A 6,617-nucleotide genomic window follows, 5' to 3' on the forward strand; every position below is an offset into this window, starting at 1 on the left:
GATCAGCTCCGTATTCATCAAACCACCCGCGGTTTTTTCGTCGTAAGTTAAAAGGTTCCGGATTTCTGAGGCATGATCTTCGGTAAGGTCTTCTAAAATCTCTTTCTGCTCATGATCCTCCAGTTGGGAAATGATGTCGGTCGCATCATCATAATCCAGTTCTTCAACAATCTCCGTACGTTTATCGGGATGGAGCTCAAAAAGTAAATCTTCCGGATGGGATTCTTCATCCATCTCAGAAATAATCTCTGAAGCTATTTCTGCCGGAAGCAGGTTGATAATATGCCGCTGTTCGGATTTATCTAAACGCTCAAACAAAATCGCGATTTCTGAGGCATGGTACTCCTCTAAAACTACTTTTAAAGTTTCATCACCAGCTAAAATTGCATTTTTAACCTTGAGTACGTCGCTTTTATCTATTTCGAATGACTGCATCTATAACCTAACCAAAAACGCCCTAAAGCTACAAATATTAAAAATTGATTTTTACAATAAGTGACTTTTAATGTTAGTCATTTGATGTAATATTCTGATTATTTCCACTAAGCCATCCGCTCCCAGTTTATAGAATATTAGATGCGATTTAACCGCCGAACACCTATACCCCTTTAATATATGATCCATTATCTTTCCATATTCAAAATGGTTTGATATATATTCACACTCACTGAGTAATAAACCGTAGTATCTATCTGCTTGATCTTTAGACCAATTCTTAAATGTATATAACCAAATATCTTCCAGATCTGTCTGCGCAGGTTCACTGATACGGTAGGTAACCATTATAAATGCTTGCGGTGCAACTCCTGCAAATGTTTTACAGGGTCGAAATTCTTCACGAACCCACTTGCCTCTCCTATTTTTAGCGCTTCACGCAGCAATTCGATTTGCTTCTCTTCTTCCTCTAATAGCCTTAAACTTGTTCTAATTACCTCACTGGCTGAACTAAATTTCCCAGAGGCGATTTTTTCGCTGATAAAATTATCGAAGTGATCTCCTAGTAGTATTGATGTATTTCGTCCCATAACTTTATATATTTAGCTTAAATATACCAATAATTGGTATAAATACAAAACACTATTTAAACCAACCTTTGCGCCAAAAATAAATCACCTGCAAAATCGCTATTATAGCCATTACAATCCAGGTGTACAAATAACCATGTTCGGCGTATAATTCGGGCATATTGTCTTTTAGTATCTTTCCGGTTGCTGGGTCTTCCCTACTAAAGTTCATTCCGTAAATACCTGCAATAAAGGTTAGTGGAATAAATATGGAAGAAATGATGGTCAAAACCTTCATGATTTCGTTCATCCGGTTACTGATAATGGATAAATTCATATCAATATTGGCTGAAGCAATCTCTTTTAATGATTCGATAAAGTCAATGATCTGGATACAATGATCGTAGGCATCCTTCATGTAGGTTTTGGTGAGATCTGATATTAATGGACTATCGGTACGGATAATATCATTCAGTTTATCCCGCTCCGGCCAGGCTACTTTTCGGATCATGATCAATGACCTTTTAATCGCCTGTGTATCGTACATGATTCTCCTGTCAGGATGATCATATAAACGATCTTCAATTGTATCCAGTTCTTCGCCCCAAAAATTTAACAGGGAAAAATAATTATCCACTATCACGTCCATAATGGCATACATCAGGTAACTAATACCACCTATACGAATGTTTCCCTTCCCTATTTCCAAACGTTTCCTAACGGGCTCAAAACAATCGGCATAAGTTTCCTGAAAGGTAATCAATGTACGTTCTGACAGGATAAAAGAAACCTGATCATTATTTAAAATATTCTCCTCATTTAAAAACAGGTGCCTGCTAACTGCAAAAATGTACTTGTCATTATCATATTCATCCAGCTTGGGTCGCTGGTAAGAACTGGTAATATCTTCTAATACAAGCCTGCTGATACCTAATTTTGAATAAAGTGTTTCGAATATATTAGGATCTGCTAATCCTTTAATGTCAAACCAATAGCAGAAATCTTTATTTTCAATCAGTTTATCAATGTTATTGATATTCTCCAATTCCACTTTTTTATAACTTTTATCGTTATAAATATGAAGTACAATAATTGGCTTTAATGCATCTTCATCAATAGTGTATAAACCCGGGCTGGTACCTGGGGCTGGAACTTTATAGTGCTTATGGCGGTTACGCGGCTTATTTTTTCCCATAATTATAAATATAGCCGGGCTTGTGGACCCTGGTTAAACAACAAATCAACAATACTTAAGTTGGGCAAAAATTGATGTCTATCTTCAAAAACCTGATAATATGGCTTATTTTTTACAATATCGTCCTCCTTTTTAGGGTTCATAATGGTACGAAAATCCAGCTCAGGAGCAATATCATCAAAATATTCGGTAGTAACTTCGAAGCTTTTATTGAGCTTTAACTTTTTGGAGAGCCATTCTACCAATTCGAGGTTATAATCGAAAAGAAATTCAAATTTTTGATTATAGAACCGTGAAAGTTCATCTTCATAAAACTCAAAATAGGCCGAACTTCTATAGCAACTTTCTAAGCTCAACCAATGTAAACGTTGCCATTTAAAGTCATAACTAATCCGCACATCCTTCATTTGCGTGTGTGTTTTTGAACCTTTAACCACAGGAACGGTAATATCGAGTTTTCCGTTTGGAGAATAAATACTGGCCCTGTTGCGGTAAGTTTGCTTCGCTAAATGTTCATGTTTTTCGATTAAAAAATCTACCTCCAGCTTTTGTAATAAACTAAAATAGCCTACTGGTGGAAGATAAAATAATGGAAGTATAGCTGTATTCTGCATTTGAAAATTTATGTTTGTAGTTGAAACGTTTTAAAAATAATGATTAAAAGAGGGATTGCGCACGTTGGCGTATTTTTTTTATACCTGTTATCGCTGCTGCCTTTATCTTTGCTCTTTTTTTTTGCAAGATTACTATATTATCTGCTTTATTACATAATAGGCTATAGAAAAAAAGTTGTCAGGCAGAATTTAACCCACTCTTTTCCCGAAAAATCTCCGGTAGAAATTAAGGCTATTGAGAAAAAATTTTTCCTGTATTTGGCTGAACTTATTTTCGAAATTATTAAAATGAGCAGCATTTCAAAAGCTGAAACGCTAAAAAGGGTAAAGTTTACAGGACTGGAGCAGCTCGAAACCCATTTTGCGGCAGGAGAAAGTATATTGGCTTGTACAGGCCACTATGGTAACTGGGAATTGGGCACATTAGCTTTAGGGCTTAGTATTTCTGCCAAAACCATGGTGATTTTTAAACCCATCAAAAATAAAATTTTTGAAACCTGGTTTGATTGTATGCGTACAAAATATGGTAATGTTTTCATTGCCATGCGACAAACTTTACGGGGCATGGCCACCTATAAAAATGAACCTACGCTTTTGTGTTTCGCAAGCGATCAATCTCCTACAAGAGAAGAAACCAAATACTTTGTAGATTTTTTACACCAACAAACTGCTGCGCTTTTGGGTGTAGAAAAAATAGCAAAATCTACTAAAAGACCGATATACTACTTTAAAGTCAGTGTAGTAAAAAAAGGTTATTATCATGTAGAAGTTTTGCCCATGTGCCTCGATCCGGCTAACATGGATGAGTTTGCGATTACGAATCTGCACTTTAAGTTTTTAGAAAATATTATCAAAGAACAGCCTCAATATTGGCTTTGGAGCCATAAACGCTGGAAATTTAAACCCGAATAAAAAGAATGAACCCATCAGTAGCCGTTGTAATTTTAAACTGGAATGGAAAAGCATATTTACAGCAGTTTTTGCCCGGAATTTTGCTTTCTGAGTATGATAATCTGCAAATTGTTGTGGGCGATAATGCTTCCACCGATGATTCAGTTTTGTTTTTACAAGAAAACTTTCCTAGCGTTAAAATTATCCAGAACGACCAGAATTACGGTTTTGCTGGGGGCTATAACAAGGTTTTAGAACGTGTTGAGGCCGATTATTTTATCCTGCTCAATTCGGATGTAGAGGTAACCCCTAATTGGATAAAGCCGGTAATTGATTTAATGGAAAGCGATGCACAGATCGCAGCAGCACAGCCTAAAATTAAATGGCAGTTAAACAAGAAACAATTCGAGTATGCGGGTGCTGCCGGAGGTTATCTAGACATCTATTCTTTTCCTTTCTGCCGTGGCAGACTGTTTAATGTGTATGAGTTTGACAATGACCAGTACAATGATAAAACGGAAGTTTTTTGGGCCAGTGGAGCTGCTTTTTTTATTAAAAGTAAATGCTGGCAAGAAGCGGGCGGTTTAGATGCCGATCTTTTTGCTCATATGGAGGAGATAGATCTGTGCTGGCGTTTAAAGAACCTGAACTATAAAATTATGTACTGTCCGGACGCCGAAGTTTACCATGTAGGCGGTGGAACTTTGCAGACGGAGAATCCTTTTAAAACTTATCTCAATTTCAGAAACAACCTCATCATCATGCAGAAAAACCTACCTGCCAGTGATGCCGTTTTCCGAATAACAATCAGGATGTTTATTGATTTTATTGCGTGGTGGCACTTTTTGCTTACCGGAAAACCTAAATTTACAATCGCAGTTACGAAAGGCCATTGGCATTTTCTTAAATCGCTTTCAAAAACGAACAAAAAGCGGAAAACCGTTCAAAAAGCGTATAGCCAACATGCTGGAGTATATAACAATAGCGTTGTTTGGGCATTTTTTATTAAGAAAATTAAATATTTTTCGAACTTGAAGTAAATCGTGAATCGTCATTCCCAACCCGATTGGGAATCGTAATGCATAAGTTTTAAGATTCCCGTCTGCACGGGAATGACGACCAATCTTTTTGAACTTTTATTGGAGTGCTGTCAGATGTTGCCATCTGACAGAATTAATATCAGAATAGATTAAATCAGCAAACTTTCAATAGCTAAACGATAACCTTTTATGCCAAAGCCAGTTAAAACACCTTGACAGTTTTTACCGGTTAAAGAGACATGACGATATTCTTCGCGGGCATAAATATTAGATATGTGCACCTCAACCACAGGGGTTTTAATAGCTGCAATCGCATCAGCAATAGCAACGGAGGTATGGGTGTAACCTCCTGCATTAAGCACTACCCCATCATAACTAAAACCAACTTCATGCAATTTATTAATAATTTCGCCCTCAACATTACTCTGATAGTATTCAATTTCTATATCCGGATAAACCGTTTTTAATTCTTTAATATAATCTTCAATACTGGTGTTTCCGTAAATAGATGGCTCGCGTACACCTAATAAGTTTAAGTTTGGGCCGTTAATAATTTGTATTTTCATAATATAATGTTGTAACGTTGCAATGTTATAAAAAATCTCAAATAAAAGCATGCTTTTGCCATCATATATTAAAGGATTTAAATCGTATTTAAAGTTAGAGCGGTCGTTATCTGGTAATTCTGTTGATGCCTATCTGAGTGATATTGATAAATTGATCCAGTATTTTCAATCTTTAAACAAAGAGCCTAAACTAACTGACATTACCATCATTGATCTAAAATCCTTTATCTCTTGGTTGAATGAACTGGGTATGCAAGCCAGTACACAAGCCCGGGTAATATCAGGATTAAAAGCTTTCTTTGCCTATTTAATGCTCGAAGATGTAATTTCAACTGATCCTACAGCATTGCTCGAAGCACCAAAACTCAGCAGAAAATTACCAGATACTTTGAATATATACGAGATTAATGAACTTATTTCTGCCATAGATGCTTCAAAGCCTGAAGGCATGCGTAATAAAGCTATTATGGAAGTGTTATATGGCTGCGGCTTGCGTGTAACTGAATTAACCGAACTAAAGATCTCAAATGTGTTCCCACAGATCGAATTTATAAAAGTAATTGGAAAAGGAAATAAAGAACGTTTAGTGCCCATTGGAAGCGTAGCCTTAAAACTGCTCGATATTTACATCAACGAAGTACGTGTACATGCTAATATTAAAAAAGGGCATGAAGATTTCATCTTTTTAAACCGTTTTGGCGCTAAACTTTCGCGTATTTCGATTTTTAACCTGATTAAAAGCCTGGCTATATCTACCGGATTAAAGAAAACAATCAGTCCACATACGTTAAGGCATTCTTTCGCCACACATTTAATTGAAGGTGGTGCCGATTTGCGTGCTGTACAGGAAATGCTTGGCCATTCGAGTATTACCACTACAGAAATTTATACGCACATTGATAGAGATTATTTAAGAGAGGTAATTACGCAGTTTCATCCGAGGGCTTAGTTGAAGAGCAGAAAGACTAAAGTACCTTTAATTATAGATCCTGAAACAAGTTCAGGAGGACGAACGGCAGGGAATTTATTCCTTTGCAACATATCTTCAGACCTCCATCCTCGGACTTCAAATACCTTAAATCCCTGCCCTCACCATTCTGTCTTTACCTTGCATATCTTGTCTTAACTCAATATTAATAAAGCCTTTAGCTGCTAACATTTCAATTGTTTCGTTGCCTAAATATTCATTGATTTCAAAATAAAGTTGCCCGTTGGGTTTTAGGTTTGTTCTTGCAAAATCAGCAATAGCTTTATAAAATATTAAGGGGTTTTCATCACGAACAAATAATGCTAAATGTGGTTCGTAC

Annotated in this window: 9 protein-coding genes and 1 pseudogene; 3 read left to right on the forward strand and 7 right to left on the reverse strand. The window is 36.4% G+C overall.

Features of this window, described 5'->3' with window-relative positions:
• The 5 genes from AC1DPQ_RS13845 to AC1DPQ_RS13865 form a co-directional block, all read right to left on the reverse strand.
• The coding region (locus AC1DPQ_RS13845) for a magnesium transporter MgtE N-terminal domain-containing protein (RefSeq protein ID WP_477609794.1) at positions 1–435 on the reverse strand (435 nt) is incomplete at its 3' end.
• A 51-nt stretch (positions 436–486) separates the two neighbouring features.
• Entirely contained in the window at positions 487–783 is a 297-nt protein-coding gene (locus tag AC1DPQ_RS13850; RefSeq protein WP_477583117.1) for a type II toxin-antitoxin system RelE/ParE family toxin, read from the reverse strand.
• Positions 783–1,025 (reverse strand): type II toxin-antitoxin system ParD family antitoxin, encoded by a 243-nt coding sequence (locus tag AC1DPQ_RS13855; RefSeq protein ID WP_477583118.1) that lies wholly within the window; start codon positions 1,023–1,025, stop codon positions 783–785. Before AC1DPQ_RS13855 ends, AC1DPQ_RS13850 begins: the two co-directional genes overlap by 1 nt.
• A 52-nt stretch (positions 1,026–1,077) precedes the next feature.
• Entirely contained in the window at positions 1,078–2,199 is a 1,122-nt protein-coding gene (gene corA, locus AC1DPQ_RS13860; RefSeq protein WP_477583119.1) for a magnesium/cobalt transporter CorA, read from the reverse strand.
• A 2-nt stretch (positions 2,200–2,201) separates the two neighbouring features.
• Positions 2,202–2,813, reverse strand: a complete 612-nt coding sequence (locus AC1DPQ_RS13865; protein WP_477583121.1) for a WbqC family protein — start codon at positions 2,811–2,813, stop codon at positions 2,202–2,204.
• A gap of 39 nt (positions 2,814–2,852) precedes the next feature.
• On the opposite strand from AC1DPQ_RS13865, the gene AC1DPQ_RS13870 reads away from it, so the two are divergent.
• Complete coding sequence (locus AC1DPQ_RS13870) at positions 2,853–3,725, forward strand: lysophospholipid acyltransferase family protein (protein WP_477609796.1); 873 nt, start codon at positions 2,853–2,855, stop codon at positions 3,723–3,725.
• Between the two features lie 5 nt (positions 3,726–3,730).
• Positions 3,731–4,744: a glycosyltransferase family 2 protein gene (locus AC1DPQ_RS13875; protein ID WP_477583123.1), complete on the forward strand. Its 1,014-nt coding sequence runs from the start codon at positions 3,731–3,733 to the stop codon at positions 4,742–4,744.
• Positions 4,745–4,893: 149 nt separating this feature from the next.
• Here the strand turns inward: AC1DPQ_RS13875 and aroQ are convergent, their stop codons facing one another.
• The gene (gene aroQ, locus AC1DPQ_RS13880; protein WP_230149900.1) at positions 4,894–5,310 is read right to left on the reverse strand and encodes a type II 3-dehydroquinate dehydratase; all 417 of its coding nucleotides are present in this window, start codon (positions 5,308–5,310) and stop codon (positions 4,894–4,896) included.
• Positions 5,311–5,359: 49 nt separating this feature from the next.
• Here aroQ and xerD point away from each other — a divergent pair, with 49 nt between their 5' ends.
• The gene (xerD, locus tag AC1DPQ_RS13885; RefSeq protein ID WP_477609798.1) at positions 5,360–6,259 is read left to right on the forward strand and encodes a site-specific tyrosine recombinase XerD; all 900 of its coding nucleotides are present in this window, start codon (positions 5,360–5,362) and stop codon (positions 6,257–6,259) included.
• A gap of 126 nt (positions 6,260–6,385) precedes the next feature.
• Here xerD and AC1DPQ_RS13890 read toward each other — a convergent pair.
• A pseudogene (locus tag AC1DPQ_RS13890) lies at positions 6,386–6,617 on the reverse strand (peptide chain release factor N(5)-glutamine methyltransferase); the annotation flags it as partial.

The sequence above is a fragment of the Pedobacter sp. 01T416_2 genome, from assembly GCF_056398925.1.